Genomic DNA, 13638 nt, shown 5'->3' on the forward strand with positions numbered 1-13638 from the left:
CCGGGTGTCGGCATGAGGGTCCACACCGTCCGAACAGGGCCAGGCCATCTGTTCAAACCATGAGGAAGTCCCGCGGGCAAGAGCCCGCGGGTCCTGTCGGTTTATCCGACCACTGTATCGTCCACAAGAGCACCTGGACCCGGGATCGCCCCTTCCGGGCATTTACCCAGAATGATCATGCCGAGCACGTCGTCATCAGTGACGTCGGTCGTGCGGGCGGTGCCGACTAGCTGACCGTTCTTCATGACCGCGATACGGTCGCAAAGCTGGAAGACGTCGTGGATGTCGTGGCTGATCAGGAAGATGCCGAGGCCCTGTTTCTTCAGTTCCTGGATGAGTTCAGCCACCATCTGCGTTTCATGCACGCCAAGCGCGGCGGTCGGTTCGTCCATGATCAGGATCTTGGCGTTGAAATAGACCGCGCGGGCAATGGCCACCGACTGGCGCTGACCGCCCGACAGGGCTTTCACCGGCGCATGGAACTTTTTGAAGTTCGGGTTGAGCCGGCCCATGATCTTGCGGGTTTCCGCTTCCATGGCATCGTCGTCGACAAAGCCGAGCGGCGAGGTCAGTTCACGGCCGAGGAACAGGTTGGACGCGGCATCGAGATTATCCGCCAGAGCAAGCGTCTGGTAGATGGTCTCGATGTTCTGCGCCCGCGCGTCGCGCGGCGAGTGAATGTGCACTTCCTTGCCGTTGATGCGGATTTCGCCGCTGTCGGCCTTGTAGGCACCGGAAAGGATCTTGATCAGGGTCGACTTGCCGGCACCGTTGTGGCCAAGCAGACCCACGACTTCACCCGGATAAAGATCGACAGAGACATGATCCACGGCCTGCACCCCGCCGAAGGAGATGCACATGTCTTTCATTTCTACGAGAGGCGCGTCCATGTCTCAGTCTCCCGTGCGCTTGCGATAGATGATGTCGACGAGGACGGCGATGACGAGCACGGTGCCCACGACAATGTTCTGCAGCGGGGCGTCGACGCCGACCATGGCCATGCCCGACTGCAATGACTGCATGATCAGCGCGCCCAGGATGGCGCCGTAGATCGTGCCGACACCGCCGGCAAGCGCGGTGCCGCCGATCACTGCCGCGGCAATGACCCTGAGTTCGTCCAGCGTGCCGATGTCGTTGGTCGAAAAGCCGAGGCGTGCGGCCGCGACAGCGGCTGCGAGCGCGCTGAGGCCGCCCATGATGGCAAACACCTTGACGGTCAGGAACCTGGTGTTGATGCCGGAGAGCTCCGCGGCATCCGGATTTCCGCCGGTTGCGAAAATGTAGCGTCCGAGACGGGTGCGGCGTGCGACGATGGTCATGACGACGGTAACCACGATCAGAAGCAGCACCGAGTAGGGAATGCCGTAGCCCATGACCAGGCCTTCCGGCATGGTTTCGCCCCGGGCCTCGAAGATCCGCTCAAGACGGGCGGTGGGAATGTCATAGGCATTCAGCACCCAGACGAACCCGAGAATTGCCCCGGTCGTGATGACACCCATGGTGACTTCCGCCCAACCGGGTTTGACCGGGAACCCATGCGCAGCCTTGCGGCGGCGCGAGGAGACCTGCATCCAAAGCGCAACCGCGACGGCCAGAACGCCGAAGATCCACGATCCCGTTTCGCCCATGGTGCCACCGATACCTCCGATCATGGTGAAGGTTTCATCGAGCGGGCCGATGGTCTGACCGGAGGTGATGAACCAGGCAACGTTGCGCCAGACCAGGAGGCCGCCGAGCGTCACGATGAAGGCCGGAATGCCGAGATAACCGACCATCCAGCCCTGGAAGGCACCGATCAGCACACCAACGACCACACCGGCCAGAATGGCCAGGATCCAGATAGCCGGATTGCCGAGGCCGAGCAGCGGCGGCAGGACATCGGTCTGGACAACCGCCATGACCGCCGCAACGGTCGCCAGAACGGAGCCGACGGACAGATCGATGTGGCGGGTGACGATAACGAACACCATACCGGTGGCCATGATGGCAACGGACACGGTCTGGATCGTCAGGTTGAAGATGTTGCGCGGCGTCAGGAACCGGCCATCCGTAATCACATTGAACACCAGGCACAGGACGATGAACGCCCCGATCATGCCGAGAAGCCGTGTGTCCAGCTGCAATGCGGCAAACAAGTTTCGTGCTGTCGGGCTTTTGGGCCCTGACAGTGCGGTGTCAGACATAGAGGTTACTCCTGCTTGGAGACCATTACGCTTACGCATCGGGTGGCCCATCCCGGGGAGCGGCTTTCGCAGCAGCTGTCCCTGTTATTACGGCCCCGGTTAACAGTAACCGGGGCCGCACATTAAGCGTAGTGTTATTAGTTACAGGGAGCCGGGCCGTTCTCGACGCCCTGGCACAGATCATCCTTGGAGATCCAGCCTGCATCGACGACCGCGGTCAGGTTGTCCTTGGTGACCGGAAGCGGTGCCAGGAACTTGGCGGTCAGCTCGGTGCCGGACGGAGACGTCCAGGCAGCTGCGCCATCGACGCCGCCCATCTCGGTGCCACTGGCCAGGCTGACGGCGATTTCACCGGCGGCCTTGCCGAGTTCGCGAGCGTCCTTCCAGACGGAAACCGTCTGCGTGCCCTTTGCAACGCGGTTCAGAGCGGCATGGTCGCCGTCCTGACCGGACACCGGAATGCCGTCCATGCCCTGTGCGGTCAGAGCGGCAACAACACCGCCGGCCGTACCGTCGTTGGAAGCAACAACCGCGTCGACCTTGTTGTCGTTGGCGGTCAGGATCTGTTCCATGTTGCGCTGTGCGTTCGCCGGCAGCCAGCCGTCGGTGTAGGCTTCGCCAACGATCGTGATGTCACCCGCATCGATTGCGGACTGCAGGACTTCCTGCTGACCACCGCGGAGGAAGTCCGCGTTCGGGTCGGTCGGGGAGCCCTTGATCATGACGTAGTTGCCCTTCGGCGCGGCAGCCAGAACGGCACGTGCCTGCATGCGGCCAACTTCGACGTTGTCGAAGGTCAGGTAGAAGGCGCGCGGATCATCGATCAGGCGGTCGTAGCCGACAACCGGGATGCCTTCGTCAGCAGCGGCCTGCACGGCCGGGCCGATTGCCTGGGAATCCTGCGCCAGGATGATGAGGGCAGTCGCGCCTTGTGCGATCAGTGCCTCAACGTCGGAAAGCTGTTTTGCGGACGAGCTCTGCGCGTCGGCGGAAATGTAAGTCGCGCCGGCTGCCTCAAGGGCGCCCTTGATGGCGGCTTCGTCAGTCTTCCAGCGTTCTTCCTGGAAGTTGGACCAGCTCACGCCGACAATGACGTCTTCTGCGTGGGCCAGGTTCAGTGCGGTCGCGGACAGCAGGGCGCCCGCCAGCAAAGTGGTGATTTTACGCATTGCGATGTTTCCTCCAGTTGGCGCATCCCACGTCGGGCGGATGTGCCTGAAATGCGTCAGTGTCGAAGCGCCTTTTCGAGGCGCCTTCAGAAAGGACAGCCTTATTGTTATTTTTTTTGGTGCCCGAAAAAAAGTTGCAGGAAAGCGCTGCTCCTGTCAACATGGTTTTGCAAAACACTGTTCCGCGGGGTTTGACACACCCGGTGAGAAGCAGGAAAACCGGGAGAAACCCGGGACAGAGGAAACACCTTGGGAAGAGCTGAGCGAGCATGACACGCAAGGCGGACCGGGATCAGATCCGGCGGCAAAACAGAAGTATTGTTCTACAGGCCCTGCGCCGGAACGGCCCTATGGCGCGGATAGATCTCGGCCAGATGACACGGCTGAGCCCCGCGACGGTGACGGCCATCACCTCCGATCTTCTGGACCAGGGATTGATCCTGAGCCTGGAGAGCGAGGAGCCCAAAACACCCCAGGCGCGTGGACGGCCACGCACCCTTTTGAAGCTCAAGCCGGACGCGGTCTATACGGTTGGCGTCCGTCTGTCGGTCAACAACATCGACCTGTCGCTGGTGAATTTCGCCGGTGAGGTGGTGTGCGACAGGCGCAGCCATTTTGACAGCGCCACCGAAGATGCCGACAGCTTTCCCGAAACCCTGATCACCGCGATCAGGCAGTTCCTCGACGAGGCCGGCATCGGCCCGTCACGGGTTCGGGAAATCGGCGTTGCCGCACAGGGGGTCGTCGAAACGGAAACCGGCGTCGTTGCCTGGAGCCCCGCCTTTGCCGGGCGCAAGATCCCTGTCGTCGGTCCATTGCACGAAGCCTTCGGGGCGGATTGCTACATTTCCAACGACACCAACATGATCACCGAAGCGCTGCACTGGTCGGATCCGAACAAGTACAGCGGGACATTTGCCGTGATCATGCTCGATTACGGTGTCGGCATGGGGCTTTACCTCGATAACCGGCTGTTTTCGGGAGCAAGCGGCACGGCCGCCGAGTTCGGCCATGCCAACCATCTGCCCGGCGGGGCACTCTGCCGATGCGGCAAGAAGGGCTGCCTTGAGGCGTATCTATCCGATTACGCGCTGGTGCGGGCTGCCTCTCATCTGTCGGAGAACACCGATCCAGGCACCATCAAGGCGGGCGTCAGCGGCCTTGCCCGGCTGATCGAACTGGCCGGCTCGGGAGACAAGGACGCCTGCAACGCGTTTCACGAGGCCGGCCGGGTTCTGGGCTATGGTCTTGCCCGGGTGATTGCGATGATCGACCCCAAGCGCGTGGTGCTGACCGGCGCTGCGATGCGTGCCTTCTCCTTCATGGAAAAAGGCATGTGGGAAGGGCTGGAAGAGGCTCTCGTTTCCGATCTCAGGAACAATTTCTCCCTGGACGTGATGCCGTGGAATGAGGACTTCATTCGCAGCGGCCTGATCGCCCAGTCGATGGAACGTCTCGACAAGGATTTTCTCGGCAACGCAACTCCGCCCTCGGGCCGCATAGCCCGGCTCGACCGCAAGGAGGCTACGGCATGACAGGCAAATCCCGGCTCGCAGTCTCTGCTCTCGTCCTCGGCATCACCCTGCCTGCATCAGCGCTTGCCGATCCCGCGCCCTGGAGCGAACGGGCCATCAAGGAAGACGTCGATATCGACGCCCTGGCGCAATCGGGCGAAGATGCCATCACCGTGCTGCAGCCGCTTGGAGAAGAGCTGTTCAAGGACAAGTTCACCACGCTGGATGGCGCAGGCCGGCCGGACGCGACGCGGGCTATCGTGCCGACAAAAGTGCGCCGCAAGGCACCGCAGGCCTTCCAGCGTCTTGCAGGAATGGACGCCAATTCCTGTTCTTCCTGCCACAACGAGCCTGTGATCGGCGGTTCCGGTGCGTTCACAGCAAACGTGTTCGTGTCCGAAGGCTTCGAAAGCGCCGACTTCGACACAACGGATCCCCAGTTTTCCAACGAGCGCAATACGGTCGCGCTTCAGGGAGCCGGGCTGATCGAATTGCTTGCCCGGGAAATGACCACGGACCTGCGCAGCCAGCGGACGGATCTGCTGGCCCGGGTGCGGAAAAGCGGTCAGGAAGAAACAGTCAGTCTGGAAACAAAGGGCGTCTCCTTCGGCAAGTTGACCGCCTTTCCCGACGGGACACTGGACGTTTCCCGTCTCGAGGGTATCGACGACGACCTGACCTTGCGGCCTTTCAGCCAGAAGGGTGTCTTTGCCTCGCTTCGTCAGTTCAGCGTGAACGCCACCAACGATCATCATGGCATACAGGCGGTCGAGCGGTTCGGCGCCGAGTGGACAGGATCGGACGACTTCGACGGTGACGGCCATACGGGCGAAATTTCGCCGGGCCAGATCTCGGCGCTGGTCGCTTTCCAGGCAACCCTTCCCGCGCCCACCCGAAAACAGGATCTGCCGGATGTCTGGCAGCAGGCGGCGGCAAAGGGAGAAGCGCTTTTCGGCACCATCGGCTGCAGCTCATGCCACATTCCCGAATTGCCGCTCGAAAGCCTCATCTTTCAGGATCCCGGCCCGTTCGACACCGCCGGTACCCTGCGCCAGAGCGATGTGAAGGCGCCGCTCGAACTTGACCTCGGCACGCTGGACTGGGTGAAGGCCCTGCCGCGCGATGACCAGGGCCGGGTGCTGGTTCCCCTTTACGGCGACCTGAAGCGCCACACGATTGCCGATGCGGCCAATGACACCTTCGGCAATGAATTGCTGGCCCAACGCTTTGTTGCGCGCGACGTTTTCATCACGTCCGAACTCTGGGGCATCGGCAGCACCGCGCCCTATGGGCACCGGGGCGATATCACGACGCTGGAAGAGGCGATCCTGGCGCATGGCGGCGCTGCTTCCGACAGCCGCAAGGCCTATGCAGGTCTGACGGAAACAGAGCAGCAGACGATCATCGCCTTCCTGCGCAGCCTGGAGATCGCGGAATGAAGCCTTTCAGCCTTTCCGTGTCCGGTGCGCTGTTGAGCGTAAGCCTTGCGGCCCCGGCTCTGGCAGACGACACCCGTCAGGTTTCCGTTGCGCCCGTCCCCTCGTTTGTGGAAGAGGCTTCGGCTGCGGGCATCGAGCATTCCTATGACGGTGCGTGGGAATTCTTCGTTGGTGGCGGCACCGCGATCTTCGATTGCGATGGCGACCGCAAGCCGGATCTGTTCTTTGCCGGCGGCAAGAACCCGGCGCAGCTTTTTCGCAACGAAAGCCGTGTGGCAGGACCGCTGAAATTCACCGCGGTGGAAACCGGCCTCAACGAAAAACAGGCCACCGGCGTGCTCGGCGCCTATCCGCTCGACATCAACAACGACGACATCCTGGATCTCGTCGTGCTGCGCCTGGGTGAAAACCTGATCCTGGAAGGCAAGGGCGCCTGTACCTTCGAGGTTGCCAACCGGGCTCTTGGCTTCGACGGCGGCCGCGAATGGAGCACTTCCTTTTCCGCCACCTACGAAGCAGGGCTCGATTATCCAACGCTTGCCTTTGGCAATTATGTCGATCGTTCTGCCCCCGGTTCGCCCTGGGGCACCTGTCACGACAACTTCCTGTTCCGGCCGGAAAAGGCGGAGGACGGCAGCCCGCTCTACGCGGAGGCAACGCGCCTGTCGCCGGGATATTGCAGCTTGTCGATGCTGTTCACCGACTGGAACCGCTCGGGCGAACCTGCACTCAGGATCTCGAACGACCGGCAATATTACCGCGGTGGCGAGGAGCAGCTCTGGGCCATTGCGCCCGGCAGGCCTCCTCGCCCCTATCGCAAGTCCGATGGCTGGCAACACCTGAAGATCTGGGGCATGGGCATTGCGTCTATCGACCTGGATGTGGACGGTTTTCCCGAGTATGCGCTCACTAGCATGGGCGACACCAAGCTGCAGAAACTCGACCCGGAATCGGACGAGACCGTGCCGGTCTATCAGGACATTGCCTTCGACCTCGGCGTTACTGCGCACCGGCCCTATGCGGGCGAAGACCTGAAACCCTCAACCGGATGGCATTCCGAGTTTCAGGACGTCAACAATGACGGGCTCTGGGACCTCTTCATTGCCAAGGGCAATGTGGAAGCCATGCCCGACTTCGCGGCCTATGACCCGGACAATCTCTTGCTCGGCCAATGGGACGGCCGCTTTGTGGAAACCGGCGATACGGCCGGGATTGCGCTGAACCGGCGCGGACGCGGGGCGGGTCTGGCGGATTTCAACGCCGACGGACTGGTGGATCTGGTTGTCGTCAACCGCTCCGGACCGGTGAGCCTGTTCCGGAACGTTGGCCAGGGGACTTCAGAAGAACCGAAACAGCTCGGCAACTGGCTGGCTGTGGACGTGCGCCAGCCGGGCAAACCCAACTCCCGCGCAGTGGGTGCCAAGATCAGCGTGAAGACGGGCAACCGGACCGTGGTGAAGGACATCCAGGTGGGGGCTGGCCATGCCTCCGGCCAGATGGGCTTCGTTCACTTCGGCCTGGGTGTGGCGGAACGTGCCAACGTGCGCATCAAGTGGCCGGACGGCGACTGGAGCCACGGCTACCGGGTCTTTGCCAACGGTCACGTGATCATCGAACGGGGTGCGGAAAAGGCAAAGCTCTGGTATCCGGAATAGGCCCCGGCAAGGTACCTTTCCGGCGCTGAATAACTGGTTCGCGAGGCCATTGTAAATTCAGAAAAGCTGCATTTTTTCAATGACTTTCCGGCTCTTATACCGGAACATGCATGACAAGATGCAACTTCTGGAGAACCTGCGCTCATGGCCGGTCCAACCGACAAGAAATCCTTCAATCCCCCTTCCGTTCGAACACCCTTCGGGCAGTATAATCATGGCCTTTACATGCCGCCCGGCGCCAGCCTGCTGGTGACCTCCGGCCAGCTCGGCATCCGGCCGGACGATACGATTCCGCCGGACGTGACCGGCCAGGCCGAAATCTGTTTCGAGGCCATCGCCGCCATCCTGAAGGAAGCGGAGATGAGCTTTGACGACGTCATCCGCATTTCCGGTTTCGTTACCCGGCGGGAAGATTTCGCGGACTATATGGCCGTTCGCGACCGCTACACCGGAACGCTGAAACCGGTCTCGACCCTTTTGGTGGTTGGTGGCTTCACGCGTCCGGAATTTCTGGTGGAAGTGGAAGTGACCGCGGCGAAGGTGTTCTAGCCCAGAAAGCACGGAGCGGTGTCAGAACCGCTCCATCTCCTTGCCGACCTTCTCCAGAAAGGCACCGGTCGAGGCCGGGGTGCAGTTGTTCATGTCGTAATGGGCGAGATATTTCACCGGTGCGCCAATCTTGATCTGTGCCCGGATGACCCGATTGACCACCTTGCGCGGCGGATCGCCAACCAGAAACGCCCGCCACCGGCTGCCGCCATAGGTCATGACGGCCGCCATCTTGCGGATATGGCGCAAGGTCGGCGTCAAGGTGCCGTCTTCCAGATGAAACGAAACGCCTGGCAGCCAGACACGATCGAAGTAACCTTTCAACATCGCGGGAAAACCGAAGTTCCAGACCGGCGTGCAGATGACCAGACCTTCCGCCGCCAGCAGGCGCTCGCAGTAATTGTCGACCAGTTCCCGGTTGTCGGGGACCGCGTGATAGATGTCCCTGTCGCGGGCGGAGAGGACGGGGTCGAACCCTTCCTCATAGAGATTGCAGCCGTCGACCTCATGCCCGGCCTTCGCCAGGCTTTCACAGGTCTTGTGATAGAGCGCCCGACCGAAACTGTGCTCCTGCGGGTGGGAATGGAGAACCAGTACGCGCATCTGATCAGGCCTCGGCAAAGGCCTGAAGGCCCGGGAAAAGATAGTTCTGGCCGGAATTGAAGTCGAAGTCCGGATTGTCCCAGGCGATCATCTTGCCCGGATTGAGCAACCCTTCCGGGTCTGTCTCCTTCTTGAAGGCGAGCTGGACCTGGTCGGTCTGTTTCATGCCGCCCTCTTCAAGGGTGTAGCGATGCGGGTTGAACACCCGGCAGCCGTTTTCCTCATGCAGCCGGATGATCTCGTCCAGCCGTTCTTCCGTCGTGTAGCGGATCAGGGGAAGGCCGGAACATTGCACCTGACCATCGAACCGCAGGAACTCCAGGTGTCCGAAGATCTCGCCCGGGAACATTTCGGTGGTCTTGCGCACAAGCTCCACGTGGTTCGGGCCCGGATACTGCGTCTGCAGGTAGGTGAAGGAACTGTCGAACTTCAGCGCCCGCAGTGTCGTGTGGTTCCAGGCAAGCTCATAGACATGCGGAATGCCCTTCATGCTTTCCACTTCGTCCGACCGGAAACGCACTTCGCCCTTCATCCGTTCCGCAAGCGCAAGCATTGCCGACATGGAGTGCGGGGCCACCATCAGCACGGTGACCGCCTCGCCTTCCTTCAGCCAGGGCTTGTGCCGCGTGAAGAAATCGAACGGAATGGGTGCAGCAATCGGGGCGACTTCCTTCAGCAGAATACCGTTGCTGCGCGCCAGCTTGTCGGAAAAGACGACCGCGTCCATGAAGGTTTCGTGGCCAACGATCACGTCCACCCAGTCATGGGCCGTTGTCAGCGGCATTTCGACTTCGGTGATGATACCGTTGGTGCCATAGGCATGACTGACCTTCTGCAGGTCCCAGGTGGACAGCTCGATCACCCTGGGTTCGGCTTCCATGGTCACGATGCGCAGGCGCAGGATGTTGCCGAGATCGCGCAGGCCGCCCCAGTGAACCGAACCGACACCGCCGGAACCACCAGCGATAAAGCCGCCAATGGTCGCGGTTTGCGCGGTTGAAGGATGGAAGCGCAGTTCCTGGCCCGAATGTTCCTTTGTAATCTTGTCGAGCTTTGCGATGACGATGCCCGGACCGCAGACGACCCGGCCCGGTGCGATTTCCTTGACCTCGTCCATCTTCGACATATCAAGCACGATGCCGCCGGACAGTGGCATCGCCTGGCCATAGTTGCCCGTGCCCGCACCACGCGGCGTGACCGGCACACCGTGGGCGAATGCCGTTTTCAGAACCTTTATGACTTCGGCTTCATTTTTCGGCGAGACCAGAAGATCTCCGGTGACGTTGTCGAGCTGGGCCTTGAGGACCGGCGAATACCAGTAGAAGTCACGGCTCTTGGCCTGAACCAGACGCGGATTGTCCTCAACCGCAATGCCATCAAGTTCGGCCTTGATTGTCTCGTAATCGGCCATGGTCAGCCTTTCGTCAGCGGGTCAAGTTCAGAATAATCCGGCAGGCGACGGTCGATGCCCATGCCATTCCGCATCACGATGCGGTCCGCCTGCGGACGGGACAGAAATTCGCTCCAGCTTCGAGCGTTGAAGATGACAAGATCGGCGCCCAACCCCTCGGCAATCCGCCCGGCTTCGGGAACTTGCAGAATATCGGCCGGAAGGCTGGTGACCACCTTGGCCGCATCATCAAGCGGGTGGTCCAGATGCGCAATCCGGACGGCCTCGCGGAATACTTCCACCATGTCGAGATCGCCATAGGCGTAGAAAGGATCGCGGGTATTGTCCGATGAAACGGCCACCGGCACGCCTGCGGCCCGCAGTTCGTGCAGCAGGGTAACGCCACGCGACCGTGGCGTGCGGCCCGGGTGCCGGTCCTGCAGATACATGTTGCACATGGGCAGGGAAACGACGGAGAGGCCTGCCTCCCGCACCTTGTCGATTGTCGCCTTGGCCTTGTCGTCGTCCTGGCGCGCCAGGGAACAGCAATGGCCGACCGTCACCGCGCCTTCGAACCCGTTGCGCAGCTTGGCTTCCGCAATAGCAAGCAGCGTCAAGACGTTGGCATCCTGGGTCTCATCAACATGCAGGTCGATATCGAGGCCGTTGTCCGCAGCCGTGCGAAACAGGATATCCAGCCTGCGGTCGAGATCCGGCAACGGGAAGGTCACGCCGCCAAGCAGCCCGCCGTTTGCCACGACGACCTCCACCAGGTCGGAAAAATAGGCGTCGTCATCGATGGCATCGATCGGAAACAGGGCGGCAGCCTGCAGGGCGATCCGGTCTTTCCAGCGTTCGCGCATGTCGGCGAACACCTCGAAGGAAATCCGGTGCTGCGGTGCCAGGCTGTCGAGATGGGTGCGCAGGAGGCTGGTCCCGTGCGCATAGGCACAGCGCAGGGAGAAGTCCATGCGCGTTTCAACGTCCCTGGCCGTCCAGTTTGCCTCCCGGTCGGCCCTGACGGCGGCAAGTGCACCGTCGAAATCGCCGGTCGGGTTGGGTTGTCGGTCCCAGATATGCCCCTTGTCGATGTGGGTGTGCATGTCGGCAAAGCAGGGCCAGACCATGCGCCTTTGCAGATCAACGCTTTCGATGTCCGCAGGGGCTGCCCCAGCCGGTAGGATGGCCTCAATGCGCCCGTCTGCGACGATCAGATCGGCCGACGACAGGCCCTCGCGCGCAGGGAGCGCCGACACCGGCGTGACTGCGGCGGGCAGGGTTGCGGTGCGCAGCGCGAACCGGCCGGTTTTGGGAAGGTCGAGTGTCATCAGTTTTCCCGCTTCAGGCTGCTTTCGTGCCAGCGATGCAGTGTCCACCAGGAGATGAAGGACGTCAAAGCGAAGATCAGCACCCCCAGGCTGGCAAGCAGGAACAGCGCTGCGAACAGACGTGAAATATTGAGCCGGAACTGGGATTCCAGAAGGCGGAAGGCAAGTCCCGAGCCTGCACCGGCCGATCCGGCCGCAAATTCGGCAACGACCGCCGCAATCAACGCAAGGCCGCCACCGATGCGAAGGCCGGTCATGAAATACGGCAGGGAAGCCGGCAGCTTCAGATAGATCAGCGTCTGCCAGCGCGAGGCACCGTAAAGTTCAAACAGGTTCAGGAGGTTGTGATCCACGCTTTTCAGGCCCTGCACCATGTTGGACAGGATCGGGAAGAAGGCGACGACAAACGCACAGATCAGAAGCGCTGCCTGTGTTGACGGAGCGTAGATCAGGATCAGCGGAGCGATCGCAATGATCGGCGTGACCTGCAGGATAACGGTGATCGGATAGAGCGCCGTCTCGATCCAGCGCGACTGCACAAGCAGGATCGCCATGCCGCCACCGCCGATCAACGCCAGCGCAAGGGAGGCAAGCGTGATCTTGGTCGTCACCCAAAGGGCGGGCAGCAGGATGTGCCAGTCGGACATCAGTGAATTCACCACCAGGCCCGGACCGGGAAGAATGTAGTGCGGAATGTCATTCACGGTGACCATGACCTGCCAGAGCGCGATCAAGCCTGCGATGACGAAGATCGGCACCAGAACCGTCAGGATACGCTCCCGCCGCTTGGCAGCGGCAGCGCTTTCCTTTGTCGGCAGCTTGGCTGCTGATGCCGGCCTTTTGCGCGCAACTTGCGCTTCGCTGTCTGGTTCCTGCAGCACGTCGGCGGGTGCCAGTGTTTCGTTTGCTGGTGCGGTCATCAGTGCTCCTCGCCTCCCATGGCTTCCGACAGCATGGCGGAGACTTCCGCACAGGCCTGCCTGTACTCCTCGGAGGTACGGTACTGCGCATCCCGCTCCAGACTGGTGTGCAGGAGAAAGTCCGAATGCACGCGGCCCGGCCGGGCTTTCATCACAACGATCCGGTTTGCCAGATAGGCGGATTCATAGACGGAATGGGTCACGAAGATCACCGTGATGCCGGTCGCCTTCCAGAGCGCCAGCACATCGTCATTCAGCTTTTGGCGCGTGATCTCGTCAAGGGCCGCGAAGGGTTCGTCCATCAACAGCAGCTTGGGCTCGGTTACCAGCGCACGCGCAATGGAGACACGCATCTTCATGCCGCCGGAAAGTTCGCGCGGATAGGCATCGGCGAAGTCTTTCAGGCCTACGCTTTCCAGCGCGGTCATGATCCGTTCCGATGCCGCTTTCTTTGAGATGCCCTTGAGGCGCAGGGGAAGGTAGACATTGCCGAAGACGGTCTGCCAGGGCATCAGCGTCGGTTCCTGAAACACGAAGCTGATGTCGCCGTCAGGCAGCCCTCTGGAGTTGATGCGGAAACTCGGCCAGTCGATTTCGCCTTCCGATACGCCGCCAAGGCCGGCGATGATCCTGAGCGCGGTCGACTTGCCGCAACCGGACGGCCCCAGCAAACTTATGAACTCTCCCGGCCGGACCGTCATGGACATGCCGGACAGGGCCAGCGTCCCGTTGGAGAATACCTTTGAAACATTATCCATCGCCACCAGCGGGCGGGACGATTTCACACTGCGGGCCGACGGCGTCTTCGTTTCTGCGCTGCCCTGTTCGGCGATGACCATGCTCAACTCTGCATCTGGAGGCGACCGCTTCGCACGCCGCGGCGCGAAG

Annotated in this window: 12 protein-coding genes; 4 read left to right on the forward strand and 8 right to left on the reverse strand. The window is 61.5% G+C overall.

Annotation, left to right across the window (positions count from 1 at the left end):
* Nucleotides 1–101: 101 nt before the first annotated feature.
* The 3 genes from ACP90_RS26845 to xylF form a co-directional block, all read right to left on the reverse strand.
* Nucleotides 102–869 carry an ATP-binding cassette domain-containing protein gene (locus ACP90_RS26845; RefSeq protein WP_006939086.1) on the reverse strand — a complete coding sequence of 256 codons (768 nt, stop codon included), beginning with the start codon at nt 867–869 and terminating at the stop codon, nt 102–104.
* Nucleotides 870–893: 24 nt separating this feature from the next.
* Nucleotides 894–2183 carry a sugar ABC transporter permease gene (locus ACP90_RS26850; protein ID WP_031268746.1) on the reverse strand — a complete coding sequence of 430 codons (1290 nt, stop codon included), beginning with the start codon at nt 2181–2183 and terminating at the stop codon, nt 894–896.
* Nucleotides 2184–2320: 137 nt separating this feature from the next.
* On the reverse strand, nt 2321–3352 hold the full coding sequence (gene xylF, locus ACP90_RS26855) for a D-xylose ABC transporter substrate-binding protein (RefSeq protein ID WP_022999249.1): 1032 nt from the start codon (nt 3350–3352) through the stop codon (nt 2321–2323).
* Nucleotides 3353–3702: 350 nt separating this feature from the next.
* On the opposite strand from xylF, the gene ACP90_RS26865 reads away from it, so the two are divergent.
* From ACP90_RS26865 to ACP90_RS26880, 4 genes are all read left to right on the forward strand, one after another.
* Nucleotides 3703–4887 carry an ROK family protein gene (locus ACP90_RS26865; protein ID WP_208993411.1) on the forward strand — a complete coding sequence of 395 codons (1185 nt, stop codon included), beginning with the start codon at nt 3703–3705 and terminating at the stop codon, nt 4885–4887.
* On the forward strand, nt 4884–6305 hold the full coding sequence (locus ACP90_RS26870) for a di-heme oxidoredictase family protein (protein ID WP_062491097.1): 1422 nt from the start codon (nt 4884–4886) through the stop codon (nt 6303–6305). The genes ACP90_RS26865 and ACP90_RS26870 overlap by 4 nt, the downstream gene beginning before the upstream one ends.
* A complete protein-coding gene (locus ACP90_RS26875; RefSeq protein ID WP_062491099.1) occupies nt 6302–7960 on the forward strand; it encodes a CRTAC1 family protein in 1659 nt (552 codons plus the stop codon). Before ACP90_RS26870 ends, ACP90_RS26875 begins: the two co-directional genes overlap by 4 nt.
* Before the next feature lie 144 nt (nt 7961–8104).
* Nucleotides 8105–8509, forward strand: coding sequence for a RidA family protein (locus ACP90_RS26880; protein WP_062491101.1), 405 nt, complete (start codon nt 8105–8107; stop codon nt 8507–8509).
* Nucleotides 8510–8530: 21 nt separating this feature from the next.
* On the opposite strand, the gene ACP90_RS26885 is transcribed toward ACP90_RS26880, so the two are convergent.
* Genes ACP90_RS26885 through ACP90_RS26905 form a run of 5 tightly spaced genes read right to left on the reverse strand, consistent with a single transcriptional unit; the run spans nt 8531 to nt 13508 of the window.
* Nucleotides 8531–9112: an NAD(P)H-dependent oxidoreductase gene (locus ACP90_RS26885; RefSeq protein ID WP_062491104.1), complete on the reverse strand. Its 582-nt coding sequence runs from the start codon at nt 9110–9112 to the stop codon at nt 8531–8533.
* A 4-nt stretch (nt 9113–9116) separates the two neighbouring features.
* Complete coding sequence (locus ACP90_RS26890; protein ID WP_062491106.1) at nt 9117–10523, reverse strand: FAD-binding oxidoreductase; 1407 nt, start codon at nt 10521–10523, stop codon at nt 9117–9119.
* 2 nt (nt 10524–10525) lie between these two features.
* Entirely contained in the window at nt 10526–11830 is a 1305-nt protein-coding gene (locus ACP90_RS26895; RefSeq protein ID WP_062492044.1) for a cytosine deaminase, read from the reverse strand.
* Nucleotides 11830–12750, reverse strand: a complete 921-nt coding sequence (locus ACP90_RS26900) for an ABC transporter permease (RefSeq protein WP_201030437.1) — start codon at nt 12748–12750, stop codon at nt 11830–11832. Before ACP90_RS26900 ends, ACP90_RS26895 begins: the two co-directional genes overlap by 1 nt.
* Nucleotides 12750–13508: an ABC transporter ATP-binding protein gene (locus ACP90_RS26905; protein WP_286145775.1), complete on the reverse strand. Its 759-nt coding sequence runs from the start codon at nt 13506–13508 to the stop codon at nt 12750–12752. Before ACP90_RS26905 ends, ACP90_RS26900 begins: the two co-directional genes overlap by 1 nt.
* Between the last annotated feature and the right edge of the window lie 130 nt (nt 13509–13638).

Source organism: Labrenzia sp. CP4 (assembly GCF_001579905.1).
GTDB classification, from domain to species: Bacteria; Pseudomonadota; Alphaproteobacteria; order Rhizobiales; family Stappiaceae; genus Roseibium; species Roseibium algicola.

Bases quoted from the DNA above. Each gene is read 5' to 3' on its own strand.
- ACP90_RS26845 (WP_006939086.1), bottom strand. From the start codon at position 869: ATGAAAGACATGTGCATCTCCTTCGGCGGGGTGCAGGCCGTGGATCAT.
- ACP90_RS26850 (WP_031268746.1), bottom strand. From the start codon at position 2,183: ATGTCTGACACCGCACTGTCAGGGCCCAAAAGCCCGACAGCACGAAAC.
- xylF (WP_022999249.1), bottom strand. From the start codon at position 3,352: ATGCGTAAAATCACCACTTTGCTGGCGGGCGCCCTGCTGTCCGCGACC.
- ACP90_RS26865 (WP_208993411.1), top strand. From the start codon at position 3,703: ATGGCGCGGATAGATCTCGGCCAGATGACACGGCTGAGCCCCGCGACG.
- ACP90_RS26870 (WP_062491097.1), top strand. From the start codon at position 4,884: ATGACAGGCAAATCCCGGCTCGCAGTCTCTGCTCTCGTCCTCGGCATC.
- ACP90_RS26875 (WP_062491099.1), top strand. From the start codon at position 6,302: ATGAAGCCTTTCAGCCTTTCCGTGTCCGGTGCGCTGTTGAGCGTAAGC.
- ACP90_RS26880 (WP_062491101.1), top strand. From the start codon at position 8,105: ATGGCCGGTCCAACCGACAAGAAATCCTTCAATCCCCCTTCCGTTCGA.
- ACP90_RS26885 (WP_062491104.1), bottom strand. From the start codon at position 9,112: ATGCGCGTACTGGTTCTCCATTCCCACCCGCAGGAGCACAGTTTCGGT.
- ACP90_RS26890 (WP_062491106.1), bottom strand. From the start codon at position 10,523: ATGGCCGATTACGAGACAATCAAGGCCGAACTTGATGGCATTGCGGTT.
- ACP90_RS26895 (WP_062492044.1), bottom strand. From the start codon at position 11,830: ATGACACTCGACCTTCCCAAAACCGGCCGGTTCGCGCTGCGCACCGCA.
- ACP90_RS26900 (WP_201030437.1), bottom strand. From the start codon at position 12,750: ATGACCGCACCAGCAAACGAAACACTGGCACCCGCCGACGTGCTGCAG.
- ACP90_RS26905 (WP_286145775.1), bottom strand. From the start codon at position 13,508: ATGGATAATGTTTCAAAGGTATTCTCCAACGGGACGCTGGCCCTGTCC.